This window comes from Dawidia cretensis, from assembly GCF_018598175.1.
GTDB classification, from domain to species: domain Bacteria; phylum Bacteroidota; class Bacteroidia; order Cytophagales; family Cyclobacteriaceae; genus Ohtaekwangia; species Ohtaekwangia cretensis.
Genome location: NZ_JAHESE010000032.1, coordinates 23,872 through 46,684, shown reverse-complemented (window position 1 = coordinate 46,684; position 22,813 = coordinate 23,872). Strand labels below are relative to the sequence as shown.

12 protein-coding genes are annotated in these 22,813 nt (G+C 53.9%); 6 read left to right on the top strand and 6 right to left on the bottom strand.

All coding sequences use genetic code 11. The annotated features are described in order from the left end of the window. Positions 1-49 precede the first annotated feature (49 nt). The 6 genes from KK062_RS24110 to KK062_RS24085 all read left to right on the top strand — a co-directional run bounded on the left by KK062_RS24110 (position 50) and on the right by KK062_RS24085 (position 12,114). Entirely contained in the window at positions 50-1,300 is a 1,251-nt protein-coding gene (locus tag KK062_RS24110) for a hypothetical protein (RefSeq protein WP_254086932.1), read from the top strand. Positions 1,301-1,456: 156 nt separating this feature from the next. Further along, positions 1,457-1,882, top strand: coding sequence for a hypothetical protein (locus KK062_RS24105; RefSeq protein WP_254086931.1), 426 nt, complete (start codon positions 1,457-1,459; stop codon positions 1,880-1,882). A gap of 266 nt (positions 1,883-2,148) precedes the next feature. Then, positions 2,149-6,615 (top strand): sugar-binding protein, encoded by a 4,467-nt coding sequence (locus KK062_RS24100; RefSeq protein ID WP_254086930.1) that lies wholly within the window; start codon positions 2,149-2,151, stop codon positions 6,613-6,615. Positions 6,616-6,904: 289 nt separating this feature from the next. Continuing rightward, positions 6,905-11,059, top strand: coding sequence for a PKD domain-containing protein (locus KK062_RS24095; RefSeq protein ID WP_254086929.1), 4,155 nt, complete (start codon positions 6,905-6,907; stop codon positions 11,057-11,059). An 89-nt stretch (positions 11,060-11,148) separates the two neighbouring features. Then, the gene (locus tag KK062_RS24090) at positions 11,149-11,763 is read left to right on the top strand and encodes a trimeric intracellular cation channel family protein (protein ID WP_254086928.1); all 615 of its coding nucleotides are present in this window, start codon (positions 11,149-11,151) and stop codon (positions 11,761-11,763) included. A 6-nt stretch (positions 11,764-11,769) separates the two neighbouring features. After that, a complete protein-coding gene (locus tag KK062_RS24085; RefSeq protein ID WP_254086927.1) occupies positions 11,770-12,114 on the top strand; it encodes a hypothetical protein in 345 nt (114 codons plus the stop codon). A gap of 21 nt (positions 12,115-12,135) precedes the next feature. On the opposite strand, the gene KK062_RS24080 is transcribed toward KK062_RS24085, so the two are convergent. The 6 genes from KK062_RS24080 to KK062_RS24055 form a co-directional block, all read right to left on the bottom strand. Further along, positions 12,136-12,726 carry an SET domain-containing protein gene (locus KK062_RS24080; RefSeq protein WP_254086926.1) on the bottom strand — a complete coding sequence of 197 codons (591 nt, stop codon included), beginning with the start codon at positions 12,724-12,726 and terminating at the stop codon, positions 12,136-12,138. A 211-nt stretch (positions 12,727-12,937) separates the two neighbouring features. Continuing rightward, on the bottom strand, positions 12,938-15,880 hold the full coding sequence (locus KK062_RS24075; protein WP_254086925.1) for a TonB-dependent receptor: 2,943 nt from the start codon (positions 15,878-15,880) through the stop codon (positions 12,938-12,940). A 279-nt stretch (positions 15,881-16,159) separates the two neighbouring features. Then, a complete protein-coding gene (locus KK062_RS24070; RefSeq protein ID WP_254086924.1) occupies positions 16,160-17,386 on the bottom strand; it encodes a sterol desaturase family protein in 1,227 nt (408 codons plus the stop codon). Between the two features lie 17 nt (positions 17,387-17,403). Beyond that, positions 17,404-18,252 carry a formylglycine-generating enzyme family protein gene (locus KK062_RS24065; RefSeq protein WP_254086923.1) on the bottom strand — a complete coding sequence of 283 codons (849 nt, stop codon included), beginning with the start codon at positions 18,250-18,252 and terminating at the stop codon, positions 17,404-17,406. A 28-nt stretch (positions 18,253-18,280) separates the two neighbouring features. Further along, on the bottom strand, positions 18,281-19,225 hold the full coding sequence (locus tag KK062_RS24060) for a type 2 periplasmic-binding domain-containing protein (protein WP_254086922.1): 945 nt from the start codon (positions 19,223-19,225) through the stop codon (positions 18,281-18,283). Between the two features lie 354 nt (positions 19,226-19,579). Beyond that, positions 19,580-22,687, bottom strand: a complete 3,108-nt coding sequence (locus KK062_RS24055; RefSeq protein ID WP_254086921.1) for an efflux RND transporter permease subunit — start codon at positions 22,685-22,687, stop codon at positions 19,580-19,582. Positions 22,688-22,813: the final 126 nt, after the last annotated feature.

The window sequence follows — 22,813 nt, the reverse complement described above, 5'->3', positions numbered from 1 at the left end:
CAAACGACCAATAGATAACCTAAAGAATAAACACTAAAACTGACTACCTATGAAAAGATTTATTACCCTGCAGCGGATGCTGCTGTTGATTCTGCCCGTATTCCTTTTCTCTTGCGGCAGCGACGATTCGAATGAAGAGTCCGAACCACTGGAACCGAAGAAGGACGGATTTTATATATATGGTACGAATACTGTTGCCGCCAGCGATGAAGATCTCCATGCGCGTATGGCGCGCGCGGTGCTCGATCCTGCGCAGGGTGCCAAGGTGGATAATATGGAAGGGATCTACGGCAAGTTCCTGTACATCGGTGCCAACAGCACGATCTCTTTCATGGAAGTGGTCGATGAAGTAGCGACGACGTTCGGAGCACCCGGTGGCGGCACGCTCGACAGCGGCAAAGTAGCCGGCAACGTATTGATCAAAGACAAAGTAATCTTTGGTGCACTGACGGCCGATGCGCCGGCGATCAAGGTTGCTGAGGAAGGATTGTATTACGCCTTTGCCAATGTCAACACCGACTTGTTTGTGCTGATGAAGGTCAACGCGGACATGATCGGCGATGCCACACCGCTGAGCTGGGCCGGCGGTACGGGCCTTCCCCTGAAAACGATATCAAAAGATTCGACCGTTTTTGAAGGAAAAAATATCGCGCTACGCGACGCCGCGGGTTATCGCTACCGGTTCAATAACGGCTGGCACGTTTACAACGACCTGAGCATCGTTACGCTTTCCAGTCTTGGTGTGCCGGATTATGCAGAAGCCTGGGAGACGGGTATCAACAACGTTGGCCTATTGGTATCCAACATTCCGAACAAGGGCGAAGGGCTTTATACGGTGCGCCTGAAATACAACGCCGCGACGAACACCTGGACCGAGAAGAAAATCAAGACGGGCTTCGTGCTGAAAGATTATTCAGAAACTCAGATGGGACTCTTCGGTAATGCTTACGTGACGGCACCGGAAGACACGGCTGCCTGGGAAGTGGGCGTCGACGGTTACGACCTGCACACCCCGGAAAAAGATGGTACTGTATATACGTGGGAGTGGACGGTCGACCTGCTTGAAGGTCGGGAGTTCATTTTCCTGCAAGATGCTACCTGGGGAGGTTTGCAGATCGATTATCTGGGCGCAGCCGCTGACGGTGAAGCCATCGATGACGGCGACATCGTTAACGCAAAAGATTTGGGAGGCGAGCATCCCAACTACCGGGTAATAAACCCGGGAACGTATGTCATAACATTGGCGGTAGATGCCGCGACTGACGCCAGGACAGTCACGATCGTGCCGGCACCGAATTAGTGGTTATTTGTTGATAGGATAGTAAGACCGCTGGCCAACGGAATGCCTGCTCTACGGAGCGGCATTCCAACTAGCGGCGGATAGGTGAAGCGTACTTGTTATTTGATACTTTAAAGGATGTAGTGGATGAAAAGCCCAAAACAATCGCTCAGGCAAATGCAGACTCGCAAATTCGAATTTGACGGCCATCATAAGAACGACTCGTTACTGATCGGTAATTTTGGTGACGTAGAATTTACCGTCAAGGGAGAATTTGATCTTTCGGGTATGATTTACTCTAAAAAGAATATCGAGTTCACGGTGATGGGATCGGGCATGATCCGGTTTCACGGCGTTTGCAAGAAGATTGTTATACACCTGGTAAAAGGTGATTGCCTGCTTGACTTCAGCAGGCTTACGAGCAAGGAGGTTTGTTGTGTTTCCCTGCGCGACACTTCGCGAACCATGATAGGTCCTACAAAATTGATCAGCCGCGCGAATCTGCAAGACCAAGCGGTTTTCCAATATAGCGGCACGCCCCGTCTGCAGAGCTATAGTGTAGCAGGCCGATCGCGCATTGAGCTCGTGCAGGATTTTGTATAACTATGTAGTGTTATTTGAGATTTAACCCCTGTATGCTAATGAAAGAAGTTTTACTTGTTGTTCTGTGGAAGTGTTGACGGTATGATCCGCATCGCTTGATGTCAATCACCCGACATCGTGTACCGTGCCACTACAGCGCATAGGATACACGTGGTGTTGCACACGTTTTCTAGTAAGCCACGCTCATTAGGATTGCTACGGAATACCCGGAACACCAGGGGTATGTCCTGAAAATATGCACGTTTTGTAACAACAACCGACGACACATGAACAAACTACGACAGCACATTATCCGCAACACCGTTGCTGGATACCTCATGGTCCTTCTTGTTTTCCTGACCCTGTACGCCACCGCCCAGAGCGACGGCATCCCACGCGGAGCGCAGCTCCCGTATACCCGCTACGAGTCCGAAGACGCCACCCGCGGCGGCAGCGCCACCCTGCAGCAGACGACAAACTACGATTATACGCAGATCGCTTCCGAAGCTTCTAACCAGAAGTACGTCAGCCTGGCCAGTAATGGCTCTTATGTAGAGTGGACCACCACTGCCATTGCGCAAGGTGTAAACATGCGCTTCACCATGCCTGACAACGCTACCGGCACCGGCCAGAACGGCGCCCTGTCACTGTACGTGAACGGCTCTTTTGTGCGCACGATTAACCTGACGTCCCGCTGGGCCTACCAATATTTCCATGGCAGCGAGACGGAGCCTGTGCAAGAGCCGGGCGGCAAAACCTTTATGCGCTTTGACGAAGTACACTTCCGCCTGCCGTCGAAGATTCAAGCCGGCAGCACGGTGCGCATCGTCAAAGAGAATGGCGACGCGCTCACCTACGGTGTGGACTTTCTTGAATTAGAAGATGTACCGACTGCACTCGCTGCGCCGATGAACTCTTTGTCTGTGACAGCCTACGGCGCGATCGCCGACGATCAGACAGATGATCTTCCCGCATTCTACGCGTGTATCAATGCCGCCAAGGCACAAGGCAAGTCCGTCTATATACCGCAGGGCCGGTTTATGCTGGCCGACCGCCTCGACCTGAATGTAACCAACATGAAGATTCAGGGCGCAGGTGTTTGGTATACGGAAGTATTCTTCTCCACGGACCTGCAATTTACCGGCGGTATCCTGGCGCGATCCAGCGGTGTGGAGATTTCAGACTTCTCGCTCAATACGGCGAATAATGACCGTTTCCACTATGGTGAGCTTAACCCTAAATACTCCAGCGCGCACGGCGAGCCCTATAAAATTTACAAAGGCTTTATGGGCACTTACGGCACAGGCTCGCGGATACACGACGTGTGGATAGAGCATTTCGAATGCGGGTTCTGGGTTGCCGGCTATGACCCGCCGTATCCGATTGACATTACAACCGACCTGATTATTTCGCGCGCACGCATTCGTAACAACTACGCCGACGGTGTGAACTTCTGCCAGGGTACTAACAACTCGGTAGTGGAATATAGCAGTGTCCGCAACAGTGGCGACGATGGCCTGGCCATGTGGCCGAACAACGCGCTGGGTGCACCGCAAGAGCGCAATAACATCTTCCGTTATAATACTATCGAGAACGTTTGGCGTGCCGGCGGCATCGCCATCTTCGGCGGCACGGGTCACCAGATCTACCGGTGTATCATTAAGGATGGTGTCGGCGGCTCTGCCATTCGTTTTACCAACGACTTCGGGGGCCACACCTTTGAACAGAATGGCGTGCCGATCGTGGCCACCGACAACTACATCGTAAGCTGTGGTACCAGCTATGACCTCTGGAATCAGAAGCGCGGCGCCATCGAGCTGTTCACCCAGCAGGGTATCTATGACGTTGAGTTCTACAATACCCAGATCATCAATTCACAGCGTCACGCGATTCAGCTTTACGGCAATATCCGTAATATGAAGTTCTTCAGTACAAAGATCGACGGCACGGGTCTCGATGCCTTTGTAGATCAGCCCGCACAAGATGCGTGGGGCGGCTATGGCATTCTGGCCCAGGCATCGGGCGATGTAACTTTCAACAATATTACTTTTAACCGACTGGAGTCAGGCGAGGTGAAAAACCACAACACGGCATTTATCATTAACCTGATACCCGGTAACGTCGCGTTGACTGGCATCGACCTGGCGCCAACCACGGTGTCGGTGCCGCAAGGCAAGACGGCAAACCTGAACGTGACCTATACACCGTCTAACGCAACGCAAAAGGGTATTACGTGGACCTCGTCTAACACTGCCGTGGCAACCGTGGTGGAAGCGGGTACCGGCATTGGTACCGTGACGGGTGTTGGTGTAGGAACTGCCGTGATCACGGCCCGATCGGTGGATGGTAACTTTACCAAAACGTCTACCGTCACGGTAACGCCGGCGGTCAACATCACCTCGGCGGACGCGGCTGCGGGCGAGGGCGGGAATACGGGTACATTTACGATCGGTACATCCGGTATATCGTCGAATATAACGGTTGCGTATACCATCAGCGGCACAGCTTCTACCGGTGACTATATAGCAAATCCATCCCTGACAGGCACGGTGACCTTGACGGCGGCCTCACCGTCGCAGACGATCACCATTACTCCGACCGACGACAGCAGCTTCGAAGGCCCGGAAACGCTGACGCTTACCTTGCAGCCGGGCACCGGCTATAATCTGGGTGGAAGCACCACGGCCGCGATTACCATCGCCGACAACGAGAATCCGCCGTGTACCTCACCGGTGGTAGCGCTGGTGACGGGCACAGCCCCGACCGTCAACCAGACGATCGAGGCCGCCTGGTCGGCTGCACCGATTCGAAACATTGCGAATACCATTCTCGGGGGCACTCCCGGCGATTACTCCGGCCGTTGGCGCGCGTTGTATAACAGCGCCAACCTGTACTTCCTCGTAGAAGTGAACGACGCTACGCGCCTGAACGACTCCGGGAGCAGCTGGTGGGAAGACGATGTAGTCGAGATCTTTATCGACGGTAACAACAGCAAGGGAACATCCTACGACGGCGCGAATGACTTTCAACTGGGCTTCCGGTGGAACGACACCGCCGTAAAGGCAGGGGGGAACTCGGTCACCAATACGACGGGAATAAACTTTGCCATGTATGCCTCCGGAGCGGGGTATATCCTGGAAGTGGCCATCCCCTGGTCTACTATTGGTGTAACTCCTGCGTTGGGCAATACCATCGGCCTCGATATACAGATCGACGATGACGACAACGGCGGCACACGCGATTCACAAATCGCCTCCTTCGCCACGAACACCACGGCATGGCAAAACCCAAGTGTTTTCGGAACGGTATTCCTGACCAGCTGCGGTGGGCCTGTAAACCAACCACCTGTAGCCAACGCGGGTATGGACAAATCGCTGGCGGCGGGCACAACCACCACCACGTTGCCCGGCACAGGCTCCGATCCGGAAGGCGGGGCAATTACCTATAGTTGGACACAGGTCAGTGGCGCGGCGACGACATTGACGAATACGACATCCGCCACCGCTACCGTGTCGGGTCTCACGAATGGCGGTACGTATGTATTCCAATTAACGGTGAGTGACGGCGTGCTCGCCGGTTCCGACCAGGTGCAGGTGACTGTAGCGGCCGGCAATGTATCCGTAACAGGTGTGACGGTATCGCCTGCTACCGCGAGCCTTTCCGTTGGTGCTACACAACAACTGACGGCTACGGTGGCGCCGGCGAATGCTACCAACAAGACTGTGACCTGGAGCTCGGCCAACACTGCTGTGGCGACTGTCAATACGACGGGGTTGGTGACGGCGGTTGCGACCGGTAACGCCGTCATTACGGTGACGACCCAGGATGGTAACCGCACGGCGACCAGCACCATTGCAGTAACGAGTACGACGACCGATCCGCCGGGTGTCATTACGGCGCGTCGTGCCCCGGGTACGATCACGGTCGATGGTAATCTGAGTGAGTCCGGTTGGAACGTAACGCGCGCGGTATCAAAGAACGTGATTGGCACGGGTAATAACACCGTGGCGTTTGGTGTGCTCTGGGATAATAGTAACCTCTATGTCGGGGTGCGTGTACAAGATGCCGCCCTGTTCAACGACAGCAGCGATCCGTGGGAAAACGATGCCGTAGAAATATACATCGATGCCAACAACAATAAGTTGACTACGTACGACGGTCGTGACAACCAATTTATCAAAGGCTATAACGCGTCTTCGCTGTTGACAAAAATCAGTGTTACCGGCGTGCAACACGCCTGGGCCGCCATCAGCGGTGGTTATAGTGTCGAGATGAGCATACCCTGGTCGCAGTTGAATGTTACGCCGGCAGCCGGCGTAACGCTTGGCTTTGATATAGGCAATGATGACGATGATAACGGTGGCACCCGCGAGACACAGGCTGTCTGGAACGGTACGATCGACAATTATCAGAATACTGCGGCTTTTGGTAGTTTGGTGCTGAACAACGCTGTGTCTACTGGGCCGACGGGTCGTCAGGGAGCGCCTGAAATTCAATTGGAAGATGCTGATGCTGAGGACCTGGTATCGATCTACCCGAATCCTGCGGTCAATGGCATGACTACGGTGTCGGTGCCGGAAACCTCTGCTCCTGGATATATTCAGGTGTTTAATCTTCATGGCTTGATATTACAAGACATGAAGATGAAAACACATCGTGAAGTGGTTGACCTTTCACGCGCTTCTAAGGGTGTGTATTTGATGAAAGTGCAGGTGAATAGCCGTATTGTTATGAAGAAAGTACTGGTAGAGTAAGTTGCTGCCTACAGCATGTTGTTTGTGAATCTTTTAGAAGGGCTTCGATTGCGAAGTCCTTCTTCTTTTCCGTGGAATAACAATAAGTTGTCTTCAGTTTAGAGAATAGCCTAAAGTAGAATAAAGTATAGACCGATAAGTTTATTACATAGTGCACTCGGACAACACGGCTTCGCCTGAACGTATTGATGTTGCATTCATCTCTTGTTCCCGTCGACTGCCCGATGGAAAAATGATTGCCGAATAGGAGGACTGTATTTTTACGCCACGCCCTATTAAACAAAACCCTATGAAAACTCGATCATTACTAAACGTCATGGTCATGCTGTTGCTTTCGTGGACAGCATACGGCCAGAACCTCGCCTTTATGAAACCGGCCAAAGCGCTCTCCGAGCAAGCGGTCGGTACACCCGCCTTTGCGGTAAACGATGGTAGCGCTACTTCGCGCTGGGCCAGTGCACAAGGCATTGACCCGCAGTGGGTCTCTATTGACCTTGGTGCCACTTACGACATTCGTCGTGTAAAGATCACCTGGGAAGCAGCCTACGGTAAAGACTTTAAGATCCAGACCAGCCCCGATGAAAATCAATGGTCCGATATCAAATCTATTACCGGTAACACCGCGTTGTTTAACGACATTACCGGCCTCACCGGCCGGGGGCGTTACATTCGCATCCTGGGCACTGCCCGTGGTACAGTGTGGGGTTACTCGATCTATGAGCTGGAAGTATATAACACCGACAGTGGTGGCAATGCCGCACCAGTCGCCAATGCCGGCGCGGACAAAACGATCACACTGCCGGTAAACCACATTGTCTTGAATGGCTCCGGCTCCGACGCCGATGGGACCGTAGCAGCATATGCCTGGACACAAGTAAGCGGTCCCAGTACAGCGGCACTTGCAGGCGCCACAACGGCGACACTGACCGCCACAAATCTTATAGCCGGTACGTATGTGTTTCGCTTAACCGTAACCGACAATGGCGGTCAGACCGGTTCCGATACGGTAACCGTAACGGTAAGTCCGGGCACTACTTCTTCCAACCTTGCCTGGAATAAAGGTGTAGTCGCTACCTCCATCGAGAACGGCGCCACCCTTCCTGAATACGCAGTCGATGGCGATCCCGTCACACGGTGGTCCAGCCAGGCTGCAGACCCGACCTCGATCACCGTCGACCTCGGTGCGGTATATACTTTCAGCCGCGTCCGGATCGTCTGGGAAACCGCGTTGGGAAAGGACTATCTGATTCAAACAGCAGCCGCTTCGGGCGGACCCTGGGAAACTGTACGCAACGTCGCGGGTAATACAGACCTGATCAACGACCACATGGGCCTCACCGCCAGCGGCCGCTATGTGCGCATTTACGGTATCGCTCGCGGTACGGGCTATGGATACTCTATCTATGAACTGGAAGTATACGCGCTGTCTCCGAACAATCCTGTAACGGTGCCCTTACACATTCCGTACGTTCAATACCTCGATCTTGGTTTTACCCCATCCGACCTGAGCGGCGTAAGCCAGCTCATTACGCAGAACAATCCGCGTGAAGCGACATTGTTGTATCATTCGGGCACAATCATCACCGTTAAACCGAATGATTACCGCGGCGAAGATCAGTTGCAGCTGTGGACGGTCAACCAACGTAACGACACGATTCGCGTGGTGAATGGCCCGCTTGCCGCCATGGTATATCCCGGCATGCAGATCGGCGTGCGCCTGGTGAAAGTAAACAACCCCGGTGGTGGCAACCGCCCGGAAGCCGACGCCGGCTATACACAACGCATTACCCTGCCAGTAGCGTGCGCCTCGCTGAATGGCTCCGGCAGCACTTCACCCAATGGAGCCATCGCATCCTATGCCTGGTCGCAAGTGAGCGGTCCGTCGACCGCTACGTTGACCAACGCTACCAGCGCGGTTGTTACTGCTTGTGGCCTGGTAGCCGGTACCTATACGTTCCGCCTGCTGATAACCGACCATACACAAGCCACAGCCACGGATGACGTGCAGATCATCGTGCGCCCAGCCGAGACGTTTGACTTTTCGCTGACGGCTCCCGCTGACCGCGCCATGATCACCACAACGCGTCGCCCCACCTTTACCTGGCAGGCGGTGAGCGGCGCCACCCGCTATGATGTCTATGTGAACACCTCCCGTACCGATTATGATTGGTATGCCTCGGGCAACTTCCTGGACCGCTACACCCGCGTAGCACAGACAACGACAACATCGCTGGTGATGCCCACGCCCCTGACGGATCGCTGGACGTATAAGTGGTATGTCGTCGCGACTACGCCCCAAGGTGAGAAACGATCGAACACGCGTTACTTCAGCGTATACCTGCCACAGCTCGAACAAGCGCCCGACGGTATAAATGTTGTCAATGGTGCGCGCGACGCCAACAAGAACGGTACGATAGAACCCTACGAAGATTGGCGCTTAACCATCGACCAGCGCCTGAACGACCTGATGGGACGCCTGACATTGGAAGAGAAGTATAAGCAGTGTTTCTATAGCGACCAGCAACCGCTGGACGGTTTCTCCTTCTCCTACGGTGTGGAAGACGGCATGCGTACTTTACAATACCGTGCATCCGCCACCCGGTTGGGTATACCCATTGCCTTTGCCGGTGACAAGATCCACGGCTGGAAGACGATCTTCCCGACACAGCTTGGCATGGCTGCCACCCGCGATATGAACCTGGTGTACCAGGTGGGCAACCTGCAACGCGTGGAGCACAAGTCGAAAGGATTTACCGGTACGCTGGCGCCGCTGGCGGAAGTCAATACCAAAGTATTATACCCGCGCTTTCAGGAAGGCGCCGGCGAGAATGCCGACGAAGCTGCCGCCCTGGCGCGCGCCCTCGTGGTGGGTATGCAGGGAGGCCCGGAGATCAACCCGCATTCGATGCTGATCACGGTAAAACACTGGCCCGGGCAAGGCGCCGGCGGTGAGAATGCTTTACAGTATGATGCCGTGACGATCAAGTATCACATGAAGCCCTGGCACGCGATCGTGGAAGCCAACGCTGCTTCCGTCATGCCCGGGTACAACACAGCACCCTTTCTTGATCCTTCGGGCAAAGGTGCCAACTCAAGCAAACGCATCATTAAATACCTGCGCAACGAGATCAACTTCCAGGGCTTTGTTGTTACGGACTGGCTGGCCGCAAATACCGCGCAGTCCGTTGAAAGCATGGGTGCCGGCATTGACGTACTGGGAGGTGCTCCTTCGGAGCTCACCGACGTGAATCAGCTGGTAGCTGCCATTGGCCTGCCGCGCCTGGATGCCGCTGTACGCCGCGTGCTCGACATGAAGTTCCGCCTCGGCTTATTCGAGAATCCCTACGGTGACAGCACGGCTACGTGGACGAATGCAAAACACCATGCTATTGCGTTGAACGCTGCCCGTAAGTCGATCACACTCCTGAAGAACAACGGCGTGTTGCCGTTGCAGGTACGAGCCGGAGAAAACATCATCGTGGGTGGTCCGCATGCCACGTGGGTGAACAACGATGTTGACCCGAACGTGATCTGGCAGTCGATCTATTACGACAATCCGCTGGCGAAGAATTATTACAAGGCATTCCAGGATCGCGCTGCCGGCACCGGCGCCAACGTCGTGTTGAACAATGCGTCGGCGGGTAAAGTGGCCGTTGTGGTGATCGGCGAAGGTAACTATACACACGGCACGGTGTGGGAGGACAAGAACCCGGTGGTTCCCGAAGAGCAGCTGGCGGTGATCCGTGGCTTTAGGAATCGCGGCATTCCGGTCGTGGCGGTGGTGATCTCGCCGCGTCCCTATGTATTGACCGACGTACTGCAGTTGTCCGACGCCGTGATGATGGTATACCGGGGTGGCAACGGCATTGGGCAAGCCACGGCTGAGCTTTGCTTTGGTGACTATAACCCTTCGGGCAAGTTGCCTTTCCAATTACCGCGCGCCACGACACAGATCGGCACCGATAACATCAACGATCAGCGCGAGCGCTGGGAGCTGCCGTACGACCTCGGGGCCACCGACGCCGAACGTGCACAGATACGCAGTATCATTGATAGCGGCGCACCGGTTCCGACGACGTACGGTAACCCGCTGCTGCCGTATGGTTATGGCCTGCAAAATTTTAGTGCCGCCGGCCTGGCGACGCAAGAAGCAGCAGTGGTTGCCGGTCAGGAAGAACGTCAGGCGTCGCTGTCAGATCTCCGGGTGTACCCGAATAGCGCTGTTGATGAGGTAACAATACAATTTGGCGTCGAGATACCGGGCACTGTAAACCTGGTGATCGTACAGGCGTTGGGCGCCAAACAAACCGTATTGAAAGGCGAGCCCAAAGCCAAAGGTGTGTATACGACACGGGTCGATGTGCGTAGCCTGCCCAAAGGAGTACACATCATCCGCCTGGAGTCGGCCGATGGCGTCAGGACCTGCAAGCTATTGAAGCAATAACATAACCATACCCCCCTTACACGGGGCCCGGAATCCGCATACGATTCCGGGCTTTTTATTGCCCCCTGGAAAGCCGTATCTTCGCGTGTATGACCGTCCTACAATATTCGCTGGAGCTGATCGGCACCTTCTTTTTTGCCATCTCCGGCTCCCTGGCCATCCGCGACAACCACGACGACCTTTTTGGAGCAGGCTTTACCGGATTTATTACGGCCATCGGTGGTGGTACACTGCGTGATATTATGTTAGGGGCATATCCGCTGGTGTGGATTGGCGACATTAATTTTCTGTATGCGATCTTCGCCGGCGTGCTGGTCGGATACTTTTTCTTTAGCTTCCTGATTCAACTGCGTCGTACGTTTTTGTTCTTTGATAGTGTCGGGATATCGTTCTTTACGATCCTGGGTGTGGAGAAGGCCTTGAGCCTGGGCGTGCGGCCGGAGATCGCCGCCATCATGGGCATGTTCAGCGCTGTGATGGGGGGTGTCATGCGCGACACGCTGATCAACCAAATACCTGTACTTTTCCGTAAGGAGATCTATGCCACGGCCTGCCTGGCGGGCGCCGTATTATACCTGGCCCTTTATCGGTTCGGGGTAGAACGCAATACCAATCTGATCATTTCCAGTATCTTTATCCTGGCTTTCCGGTTGCTGGCGGTAAAATACAAGCTTGCATTGCCGAGCCTGAAGCGTTCATCGTAAACGTCTATGCGTACCAAACTGGCCGCCGAAGCCGGCAACCGAAAAAAATTTCAGGGCACCTTCAGCCGCCTGGGTAAAAAAGTAAGCTATACCGGCTATAGTGAAGACACCATTCTGCTGGTACAGATCACCGACATGGCGACCGGCCTGGTAGTGGCCGACCACGTGTGGTTTAGTTATACAAAAGGATTTGAGCAGGTGCGGCTATCGGAGGGGGTACGGGTAGAATTTGAAGCCCGTGTGAAAGAGTACAAAAAGGGGTACGTCAATCCAGCGCTTGGCCGGAAACGCAAAACAAGCGACTTTAAGCTGAGCCACCCTACCCGCATCCGGCTCGTGGCCGAGCAGTAGGGGAAGCGTGGAAGCGCGGTTTTACGCGCGCTTCTTTGCAGCCTGTTTCTTTTTGGCCGGGGCAGCCTTTTTCGTTGTTGATTTCTTGCTAGCTGATTTCCCGGGAGCCGATTTTCCAGTCTTGGCAGCTTTCTTCGCTTTGGCTTCTTCTCTTGCTTTTTGTCGTTCGAGCTTTTCGGCCGCACGCTTCGCCTGGCGTTCCCACAGCTTGATGTTGGCGCGGATCACCTTCCAATAATCGTTGCCGTAGTCGACAAAGATCTCGGCGCCGGCCGGGATTTCGCGCTTCGCCAGGATATAGGCCTTTATGCCTTCGGTCTCGTATTCGGCGTTGTTGGTAAGGCCTTTCACTCTGGTCAGTCCGTTGGCATCGTTCGCATAGCGGGCCAGGGCCTTCAGGGTGGGCAGGGCGTTGATGACGTGTTTCCGGTTTACAAAGAATATATAGCCGTTCTTTCCGTCTTCGTCCTTTACGTCTTTCCAGCTGGAGATGACGCCTTTGTACTCCACGATACGGGCTCCTTTGGGAATCGTTTTCCTGGTAAAAAGGCCCTTGCCTGAGTTGGGTATAGAGGATTTCTTAACGTAAAGATGCTTATCGAATAGTGCCATGCAGGAATTAGGTAAGGAAAAAATCGCGGCAAGATAAAATAATTTACCGATCGGCAAAAGATCAAGATGGAATTGCGGCAGCGGACGCATCCGCGCGAAACACATACAGGCAACGGTTGGAGGGGTGTGGAAGGCTTGCCGCACCTGGGGATATGCAGCAAGCCGTGACCGCTTGCGGACGTTTCATTCGCCTGGTCCGTCCGCGCGCTTCTTAATTTTTCAGCAGTCCATCCAACGTGATGGATACATAGTACAATGCGCCGATCGTCGGGCCTGCTGCATATTGGATGTAGCGGTTGTTGAAAATGTTGGTGCCGCCAAGTTTCACCGATGTAAACAGGTCGGGTAACTTATACGTTACCTGCGCATCAAACGTGTTGTAGGCAGCGATCTCGCCGTTGGCCAGCGGGCTTTCCCACTGGAATGACTCCTGCCAGCGCCACACCACATTAAAGCCCAGGTTTTTGACCACCTCGCGGTTGCCAAACGAGATATTGGTGGCCCAATTCGGTGTGTTAAAGCCGGTCACAAACACGTCCTTCTCTTTGTTCTTTGAAATGTTGTTATAGCTCACGTTGCTGCCTACCGTAAATTTCTGGAAGAAGTTATAGGTAATGCCCAGCGACGAACCATAGTTATTATATTTCTGCTTCGCGTTGGTGTATACGCGGTAGCGCGTCTGGCGGGCGGTCCGGTTGGCCTGGATCATGGCGATCACGGCATCGTCCGACCCAACCGTTACCTGCTGGCCGGGATAGGTAGGATTTTCCGGGTTGGGCAGGTACGGAACGGCCACTTCTACCTGGCCCAGGAAGCCGTCGTATTGATTCGTATAAGCATCGATGTCGATCACGAGCTTGTTGTTAAACAACAGACTCTTGTAGCCAACCTCAAACGAGTTGATACGCTCCGGCCGGGTTGCCGACAGGTTGGTCACTTCCAGCACGCCGCGGTTCTTCAATGCCGCGTCGTTGGTGCTCAGACCGTTCTTGACATCGGCGTTCACGGCTGCGTTAAAGGCATTGATCGACGCCAGCGTGTACGAGTTGTCGAGGTAGTTCAGACCTTCGTTGATATAGGGCAATCCGCCCACACGGCGTACGTTGCCGTTGTTCACAAACGATAGCGCTTCAAACAATGAAGGGAAACGGAATCCGTTCTGGAACGAAGCACGGAAGTTGTGCTTTTCCGCCAGGGTATATACCACCGCAACGCGCGGGTTTATCTTGGGATCGAACTCCAGGTTGTGGTCTACACGCAGGGCACCAAACAGCTTCAATTTTTCGTTAAAGAGCTTTTTCGTCACCTGCGTAAAGAAGCCATACTTGGTATAGTGCACATTGTTGCCAAACTTCTGGTCGTCTTGCGCTGCGTCGGGATTGGTCGGCATATTACGCTCAGCTACCGGGCGGTCAAAGTCTACGAAGTTGTTTCCATCAGGAATGATCTCGTACAACCGGAAGTCTGCGCCAACGAGCAAGTCAAAGATTTGAATCTTATTCGACAGGTCCCATTGCAGATCGGTGTGATACGTGCGGCTCTTCTGATACAGCATGGCACCCCCCGTTGCCGTCCCGGTAGGAGCGGAGCTGATATGGTCCCAGTTATTACTACCAATGATTTGTGCTTTCAGAGCATTGAACTCCGGTGTGCCCGGTTCTGCGCGGCCTGCATCGGCAGCGGCCCGTGCACGACGCATGGCCTCGGCCAGCTCAACGTTGGCGTTCAGCGCGGCTTGCAGCTCGGTCTTAAATTTGGCCGACCAGTCTCTGTTCGACAGGTGATTCAGATCCAGGTTATCCGACAGTGGCTTCAGGTTATACGAGTCGCCCGTGTTCTCGATGGATACATAGGACCGCACGAGGTAGTTGGCGCCTTTCAGCTCTAACTTGTGGTTCTGCACACGGGTGTTGTCCAGCTGAATTTTGTTACCGCGCTGAAACAATCCATCCATCACACCGAACCGGTAGGTATACGAAAGCTCGGCGTTGCTGCCGACGCGATAGTGCAGGGCGGCGTCGACTTTGAAGTTATCGACCTTGCCTGGCACCAGGTCTTTTTCCCAATAGCCGCTACGACGTACGACAAACGATTGGTTAGGCGCATCGTTATAGGTAATGCCTGTGACAGTCACGCTGTTGCTGCCGCTGTCGTCGCCGTATTTATTCCACGCGTCGTAGGCGGGGTGATCGGCTACGTTCAGTTCCGGATATAGCGGGTTGCCCGTACTGGGCGTGGTGTTCGGGTTCTGATCGGTTTGGGTATTGCCGCGCCAGTCGGTTGCACGCAGGTAGCTACCGTTGATCTTAAAGGCAAATTTGTTGTTGAAGGCGTGTGCGTACCGAACCGCCGTTTCCGTCAGCAGGCTGGGGTCGTAGTCGATGCCGTCTACGTGGTTGACCCCCGTCTTTTGGTATACACTCAGTCCCTGGTATAAAAAGGGACTTTTGGTAATGAGGTTAGCCATACCGTTAATGGCGTTCATGCCGTACAGGGCCGAAGCAGCACCCGGTGTGATCTCTACACTTTCAATGTCGAGCTCGGTGGGACCGATGGCATTGCCCAGCGGCACGCCCAGTGTAGCGGCCTGCATGTCGATACCATCTGCCAACTGTACAAAACGAAAGTTATTGGGAATATTGAACCCGCGGGTATTCGGCACCTTAAAGGTGATACTCGATGTCGTCATCTGAACCCCCTTGACGTTTTCCAGGGCATCATAAAAGCTGGGCGCGGGTGACTCACGAATGGCGCGGATGTCCATCTTTTCAATGGCCACGGGCGACTTCAATTGAGACTCTTCCACGCGTGATGCCGTGATCACGACTTCTTCACCTAACAGGGCACTGGGTGCCAGGGTGATGTTAATGGCTTCGGCGGTATTATTGACGGCGATCTCTTGTGTTCTGTAGCCTACGAAGGAAGCGACCAGGGTGAAGGGAGACTGGGCTTTGGCGGTGAGGGTGAACTTACCGTTGGCGTCGGACACGGTTCCGAGAACGGTACCTTTGATCAGAATGTTCACGCCGGCAAGGCCTTCCTGCGTTTCTTCATCGGTGATTTTACCCTGAATAACAGTGTTTTGCGCGTGCAGGGAGGCACTTGCTAAAACAAAAGCCAACAACATGAAAAGGTGGTGGAGTGGTGGTTTCATGTACTGTACTGTAAAGTCTATAGTTTTAGTATTTTTTACCAAAAGTAGAAGTATTCCCTATTAAATCAATAGAGATTAAATATTTTATTTGAGATTGGCCATAAAGCACCCGTGGAACCTGTTTAACAGGCCCGAAAAGGCTGGTAGTGGAAGCATAGGATTGAGGCTTAACGGTATTTTAGGAGAGATAAGCCGGTCCTTATACACCGACTCATCTCGGAGAATACTCGGACTTATCTCGGGCTATACTCGGAGACATCCTGGCAGTTGCCCCCGCTTTTACCCATAAATAAACTCCAAAAACCACTTCCGCGCCGGCCAGGCCGGCCAAAGCGTAAGGGTACTGACGATGACCCCGGCGGCCAGGCAAACCGGCTGATCAAACGCATAGGCCAGGTAGCCCGCCAGCAATACCAGCCGCACCTGTTCCAGATAATAGATCCAATGCCGCTGCTCTAAAAGCGCCCCGCAGTTGATCAATGTGATGGCAACAAACAATATCCCCGTCAACACATCGGGTGTATCCAGATGCCAATAAAACAAGGTCACTATAAAGGCGATGATGATGACCAGCACTACCTGGATCAGTACATACGCTTTATGCCGTATGCGCGGCGTGGTTTCTTCTTTATGCGGCAGGAATTTTTGCTCGAGCTCAGCCCGCAGGTTCTGATCCAGCAGCTCCGGATTACCAAAGATGATCTTCAGCTTTCGGAGGAAGCCCGGTGTGCGGCGCACGGCCAATCCCAATTCCAGAAAGTAATGCACATGTTGCCAGATAAAGCTATAGCTTTTCAGCGGGTGTGTAAGTCCATAGGTCGGTGCCTCTTCCTCCCGTTGAAATGTGCCAAACAGCTTGTCCCAGAAAACAAACAGGTCGCCGTAGTTCTTGTTGAGGTACTTTTCGTTCGATGCGTGGTGCACGCGGTGGTGCGAAGGCGTGATCAGGATGTACTCCAACCAGCCGAGCTTGCCGATGATCTGGGTGTGGGTGAAGAAAGAGTACGTGCCGTGAATGATGAGGGTGGCGATGATCATGTCCGGATGAAAGCCGGCCAGGGGTAACACACACCAGAAGAGATTGCGGATCAGTGCTTGCAGGGTGGTGATGCGTGCGGATACGGTATAATTAAACTCTTCGCTCTGATGGTGCACGATGTGTGCCGCCCAGAAAAGATTGATCTCATGCCCCAGGCGATGGTACCAGTACCACACCAGGTCTGTGGCCAGCAACATGATCACCCATACCCACCACGTGTTGGGGATGGACCACAGGGCAAAGTGTGTATATACATACTGGAAGAGCCCGTAGAAGCTGGCGGTGAGAAACAGGTTGAGGAGCCGCTCGGCCACGCCGATGCTGATGTTGGCCACGGAGCTATCGAACTTAAAAAGGTGCGGCTTCTTTTGGCGAAGCGCCGCAGCATATTCCAGGCCCGTAAAAATAAAGAATGCCGGAATGGCCAGGGCCGCAAAGTTCAACGTAGTCCAAAAATCTGCTGACATGGGTAGGTGTTTAGTGACTAAATATCTTTCGCACAACGGAAGCCGATGTGCACCATGGACGATTCAGGTGTAGAAGAAGAGCGCCCCAGCACCCGGAAGCCGTGGCATACCATCGGGTCGCAGAGAAAAGAGCCGCCGCGGGTTACCCGGCGCATGGCCGGATCTGTCGCGGCCTCTTGCGGTGTGGGCCCGATGCTATCCTGGCACCATTGCCAGACGTTGCCGCCCATGTCGCCCAGGCCGAGCTTGTTGCGGCCAAATATACTCACGGGTGAAGTGCCGGTATAACCGTCTTCGGCGGTGTTATAGCCGGGGAAGCTGCCTTGCCACGTATTGGCCTTATAGATACCGTTTACCACCAGGTCGTTGCCCCAGGTATATTCCTGTTGGCTTTGTTCGGCGTTACGGGCGGCGTGTTCCCACTCCCACTGTGTAGGCAGTCGCTTGCCTTTCCAGCGGGCGTAGGCATTGGCGTCGTTCCAGGATACCTGTGTCACGGGATGGTTACCCGCTGCGCGCGGTTTGTTGCGGCCAAAGGGATAGCGGAAGTTGGCACCGTTTATCAGTGCCCAGCCTTTCTCCTGGAAGTCAAAAACACCTGCGTTACCGAATTTTTCGGCTTCGGTAACATACTGTGTAGCCGTTGCAAAAGCCTCGAACTGATCGACCGTTACCAGGTCTTTGTCTAGCTGAAAAGGTTTGAGTGTTACCTGGCGCGCTGTATGCGTGACAGGATCCGTCGTATTCAACAGGCCGCCTTTTACGACAGTCATGTCGCTGCCAGGAGGCGTGATGGGGGAGAGTGAGAAGAATAATGCAGTCGTCAGTGAGAGGATGACTGTGCGGAATATCGTAATGGGTGTCATATGCGTGGCGTTGATGGTAAAAAATACATTAGGGCGCTACGCTTTTTGTTTTGCGTTGCTTCATCAGGGCATCGGTGCCCTCGCAGGCCGGAATGGACGTTGTGCTCAACCCGAGGAATCCAAGGTCGTGATTGTATTGCTGGCCTTTGGTGAGTACCCAGGTCAGAAACGTATTGGCGGCTGTATTCTTGCTGTTTTTAGCATACAGGAAGTTGATGTTCTCGGTCACAAACCGTGGATGGTTGGTGCGCTCTACATAGGCGATGACGTCATCTACCGTAGCGTATACATTTTCGTCGGCATCGACGTGGCCATTCTCATTGAGGTCGAGTGGAATGACGGCGAGCCCGGGCGTTACACGGCGTGTTTGAACATCGTATACAAAGCCGAGGTTGTTAAACGAAATGCCGTATATATCCTCTTGTACCGCTTTGGCCAGATCGCGGTCGTCGCCTTTTATACCTTTACCTTGAATGTTTTTGGGATCGTTGTCATAATGCCTGGCAAAGGTCACCGCGGCACAGGCGGGCTTGTCGCGGGTATAGAGTGTAATGGGACTAACGGGTTGTGCTGCAGACGCAGAAGCAAAGAAGTTGGGCGCCTGCGGTGTGAAGTATAGATTCTTAAAGTCGGCTTCGGTGAAGCCCCGCGCCTGCCAGGCAGCCAGGTCCGGGCGTTTGCTGTTGGCCACCGGCAACTGTACGTAGCGGGCTACGGCTGTTCCCGTGCGCTCGCCCAGGTCCTTTCCCACAATGCTATAGGCGGCGATGGTAAAGTCGAGGCTGTCGGCAGCAATATTCGGTGTGATCGCGACGTGGATGCCCGGGTATTCTTTCTGGAAGGCGTCGATCCACCGTTGTACAAGCGGATAGGTCAGGCGTGTACCGCGGAGCGTTACGGTGCCGGTTTCTTGTTGTGCGTAGGCGGTTGTAAGGCTTAGCGCCAATATGAGGATGAATGGAAATAGTTTCATATGCTATAGGTTAGAGGAATGAGAAATGCGTAGAATGTGAAGACGGTGTTACCGGACGGCAACAGCAAAAGCTTCGGAAATAATGGCCGGTATAGCAGTAGGGCAGAAGGATCCCGGCAGAATCTGTATGGCGTAAAGCCGCCCCGACGGGATCGGGACGGCATAGAGCCGTAAAAGGATGCAGGCGGTGTTCCATCACTTGACTTCTTTTAAGTATAGGCTGTCACTGCCGGGAAAGGCAGCGTGCAGCATATAGAAGATCAACTGGTGGAATTGATTATCTACTGATTATGTAGACAAATGTAATACGACTTTGCCAAAAAGCAAAGTATGCCTTTGAAATTGTGATTTCAGTTAGGAATGAACGGCGGCGGGCTCAGCCGGAACGTCTTCCAACTCGTCCAATGCAGGATTGTGCATGCGCGTACGCGAAAAGAAAGTATATACCGCGGGAATCACAAACAGGGTAAGAATCAGTGAAAAGATCACACCACTGACGATCACAAGCCCCAGGGGCACGCGGCTGGTAGACGCTGCCCCCAGCGACAGCGCCAGCGGTAACGAGCCCAGGGCCATCGCAAGACTGGTCATGAGGATGGGACGTAAGCGAAGCTTGGAGGCTTCGACCACGGCTTCGATCTTTTCCATACCCTCTTCGCGTTTCTGGTTGGCGAACTCCACGATGAGAATGCCGTTTTTAGTTACCAGGCCGATCAGCATGATGATGCCGATTTGAGAGAAGATGTTAAGCGTTTGCCCGAAGAGCCATAGCGCGAGGAACGCACCGGTTACCGCCAGCGGTACGGTGAGCATGATGACAAACGGATCGATGAAGCTTTCGAACTGTGCGGCCAGTACGAGGTATATCAGGCCCAGGGCCAGTACAAAGGCAAAGGCTGTATTGCTGGAGCTTTCGGCATAGTCACGCGAGTTGCCACTGAGGGACGTAGTGAAGCTGTCGTCCAATACTTCGGCGGCGATCTCTTCCATGGCGTCTACCCCGTCGCCGATGGTTTTGCCGGGGGCGAGGCCCGAGGAGATCGTGGCGGATTTATACCGGTTGAAGTGATAGAGTGACGGTGGAGTGCTGGACTCTTCCATGGTCACGACGTTGTCGAGGGATACCAGCTGGCCGGCCAGGGTGCGCACGTATAGGGCCTTGAGGTCGTTGGGATCGTCGCGGTTGATGCGGTCTACCTGGCCGATGACCTGGTATTGTTTGCCTTCGCGTGTGAAGTACCCAAAGCGCAGGTTGCTATAGGCCAGCCGTAGTGTTTCGGAAATGTCTTCGACGCTGACGCCCATTTCTGTTGCTTTGAGCCGGTTGATGACAATGCGCAGCTCGGGCTTGTTAAATTTCAGATCGGTATCGGCGCCTTGCAGCACGGGGTGGTCGTTGGCGGCGTCGAGAAAACGGGGCAGCGCTGCTTTGAGCTTTTCAAAGTCGTTGTTCTGAATCACGAACTGTACGGGTTGTCCGGCACGGCGACTGGTGGAGATGGTTTGTTCTTGCAGCACTGCGATCTTCCCTTCCGGAAAGCGACGCACGTTGCGATTGACCATATCGACGATCTCTTGTTGGGAGCGTGTACGCTCGCCGGGATCGTCGAGGAACACCCGTACAAAGCCGCTGTTGACGCCACCACCGCCGGAATTTGAGGCGCCGGCCAGGGAGTACATGACCCGCGCTTCGGGAACGGAGTCCATTAAGAATGTCGCAACCTCATCGACATACGTCTCCATAAAGTCGAACGATGCTCCCTCGGGCGCAGAGATCTGCAACCGGAACTGGCTACGGTCTTCCATTGGTGCAAGCTCCGAGGAAAGTCCCTGACCGATCAGGATAGAGGCTCCCACGCACAACGCGATGATCAGAAACGAGACCCAACGCGCGCGCATAAATCTCGCCAGGGTATCGCGGTAGCCATCCTCCATCCATACGAAGAACTTTTCGGTGACAAGATAGAATTTGGATTTCTTCCGGTGGTCGCGCGTCAGCTTTACGCTGAGTACCGGTGTGAGCGTTAACGATACGAAACAGGATACCAATACCGCTCCTGCCACGACAAAGCCAAACTCCCGGAATAGCCGGCCGACAAAGCCTTGTAAGAATACAATCGGCAAGAACACCACGGCCAGGGTAATGGAGGTCGAAATAACAGCGAAGTAGATCTCGCGTGACCCTTCCAACGCTGCCTTGTATTTATTCATGCCTCCTTCCAATTTCTTGTAAATGTTCTCGGTCACGACAATGCCGTCGTCCACGACCAGGCCCGTAGCCAGTACGATGCCGAGCATGGTGAGGACGTTGATCGAGAATCCGCAGATGTACATGATAAAGAACGTGGCAATAAGCGACACGGGAATGTCGATCAACGGGCGAATGGCAATGATGATGTCGCGGAAGAAGAGGTATACAATGAGCACCACCAGAATGAAGGAGAGAATAAGCGTCTCTTGTACTTCCAGAATAGAGCGTGTAATAAAAACAGTCTGGTCGGTGGAGATGTTCAGCTTAATGTCGTCGGGGACTTCCTTCTGGATCTTCTCCATGCGTTTGTAGAACTCATCGGCAATTTCTACATAGTTGGCGCCCGGCAGCGGGATCAAGGCAACGTTCACCATGGGAATGAGCTTGCCTTTGAGAATGGTCTCTTCATTCTCGGGGCCGAGTACTGCCTCACCAACATCTTTGAGTCGGATGGAACGGTTAGCTTCGGAGCGAATGCGTACGTTGTTAAAGTCTTCTTCGGTAAACAATCGACCAAAGGTGCGGACGGTCAGCTCGGTGCTGCTGCCATAGATCTTGCCTGAGGGTAGCTCGACGTTTTCGCGGTTCAGGGCTTGCTGCACATCCAGGGGCGTGAGTCCATACGCGCTGAGCTTGTTTGGATCGAGCCAGATGCGCATGGCATATTTCTTTTCGCCGAGGATGCGTGTACTGCTGACACCGGGTATGGTCTGGAGACGTTCAACAAGCACGTTGGTGGCATATTCCGTCAACTCGAGCTGGTTGCGGGTGCCGCTTTGCACAGCCAGCGAAATGATATAGTCTGAGCTGGCATCGGCTTTCGATACTTCCGGGGGAGCGTCGAGGTCTTGTGGAAGCTGCCGTGTGGCTTGTGATACTTTGTCGCGGACGTCGTTGGCGGCGGCTTCCAGGTCTACGTCGAGGTTAAACTCGATGTTGATGCTGCTGGTGCCCTGGCTGGAGCTTGACGAAATGTTTTTAATGCCGGCAATGCCGTTGATCGATTTCTCGAGCGGCTCTGTGATCTGCGACTCGATGATGTCGGCATTGGCGCCGGAGTAGGAGGTGCGCACGCTGATGTTGGGCGGGTCGATGGCGGGGTAGTCGCGTACACCCAGAAAGCTAAAGCCGATCGCGCCAAAGACCACGATCGCAATGTTCATGACAATGGCCAAAACGGGGCGCTTCAAGCTTAGTTCAGAAATGTTCATAGTACTGCAAGTTCGTGCGCAAAATCTTCGTTTGTTGTGCGGCCGGGTTAAATCTACGTTAGCCCGCCGACTGTGCACGCCGTAAATCTTTGTGCGGTCGTTTTTCTGTGACGCAGGGTGATATAA

Coding starts and splice junctions, on each gene's coding strand:
- KK062_RS24075 (WP_254086925.1), bottom strand. CDS start 15,880: ATGAAACCACCACTCCACCACCTTTTCATGTTGTTGGCTTTTGTTTTA.
- KK062_RS24090 (WP_254086928.1), top strand. CDS start 11,149: ATGACCGTCCTACAATATTCGCTGGAGCTGATCGGCACCTTCTTTTTT.
- KK062_RS24105 (WP_254086931.1), top strand. CDS start 1,457: ATGCAGACTCGCAAATTCGAATTTGACGGCCATCATAAGAACGACTCG.
- KK062_RS24110 (WP_254086932.1), top strand. CDS start 50: ATGAAAAGATTTATTACCCTGCAGCGGATGCTGCTGTTGATTCTGCCC.
- KK062_RS24100 (WP_254086930.1), top strand. CDS start 2,149: ATGAACAAACTACGACAGCACATTATCCGCAACACCGTTGCTGGATAC.
- KK062_RS24060 (WP_254086922.1), bottom strand. CDS start 19,225: ATGAAACTATTTCCATTCATCCTCATATTGGCGCTAAGCCTTACAACC.
- KK062_RS24065 (WP_254086923.1), bottom strand. CDS start 18,252: ATGACACCCATTACGATATTCCGCACAGTCATCCTCTCACTGACGACT.
- KK062_RS24080 (WP_254086926.1), bottom strand. CDS start 12,726: ATGGCACTATTCGATAAGCATCTTTACGTTAAGAAATCCTCTATACCC.
- KK062_RS24085 (WP_254086927.1), top strand. CDS start 11,770: ATGCGTACCAAACTGGCCGCCGAAGCCGGCAACCGAAAAAAATTTCAG.
- KK062_RS24070 (WP_254086924.1), bottom strand. CDS start 17,386: ATGTCAGCAGATTTTTGGACTACGTTGAACTTTGCGGCCCTGGCCATT.
- KK062_RS24095 (WP_254086929.1), top strand. CDS start 6,905: ATGAAAACTCGATCATTACTAAACGTCATGGTCATGCTGTTGCTTTCG.
- KK062_RS24055 (WP_254086921.1), bottom strand. CDS start 22,687: ATGAACATTTCTGAACTAAGCTTGAAGCGCCCCGTTTTGGCCATTGTC.